Annotated in this window: 1 protein-coding gene; it reads left to right on the top strand. The window is 68.7% G+C overall.

Features of this window, described 5'->3' with window-relative positions:
- Positions 1 to 115: 115 nt before the first annotated feature.
- Positions 116 to 745 (top strand): VC0807 family protein (locus NBZ85_RS31550; RefSeq protein WP_261563473.1); only part of this gene is annotated, 630 nt, incomplete at its 3' end.

Below are 745 nucleotides of genomic sequence, written 5' to 3'. Positions count from 1 at the left end.
CCGGGGATGTTTCCCCCAAGGAGCTCATGTCTCTGCCGACGGTTCACTCGACCGCGAGCCGGCGCTTGCGAGTCCACCCCCGCGTCCATCCGTGGACCCGCCGGGTTCCGCGCCCGTGAGCGACACAGCCGCCGTACAGCTGCCCCGCCCCAGAAGTATCGCGAAACACGCGGTGCCACATCTGGTCGAAGCGACTGTCATCCCCGCGGCACTCTTCCTGATCTTTCTGCATCTGGGTGGTCTCACCCTCGCCGCGCTGATCGCCGTGGCCTGGGGCTACATCGCCCTGGGCCGCCGCGTCGTGCGTAGGCAGCGCATTCCCGCCATGCTGATCCTGTCCTCGGTCGGGCTCACCGTCCGCACGGTCATCGTGATCATCAATGGCAATGCGTTCATCTACTTCCTGCAACCGGTGATCGTCGCCGCCGTGATCGGCCTGATCTTCCTGCTGTCGGCGTTGACACCCCGGCCGCTGGTCCACCGGCTGGCCGGCGACTTCTGTCCGCTGCCACCCGGTGTCACCGAGCGGACCGGGGTGCGCCGGCTCTTCCTCGGCCTGACCCTGTTCTGGGCCGTGGTGAACCTCGGCAACGCCGCCTTCACCTTCTGGCTGCTGGTATCGCAGTCCACCGCCGTGTTCGTGGCGATCCGCGGGGTCACCGGCATGACCGTGACCGCGACCGCGGTGGCGATCACCGTCGCCTGGTCCTGGCGCGTCGCCCGGCTGGAGGGCCTGCGCGGCCCC

Source organism: Frankia tisae (genome assembly GCF_025403405.1).
Taxonomy (GTDB): Bacteria; Actinomycetota; Actinomycetes; order Frankiales; family Frankiaceae; genus Frankia; species Frankia tisai.
This window is presented reverse-complemented; position numbering and strand designations above follow the sequence as displayed.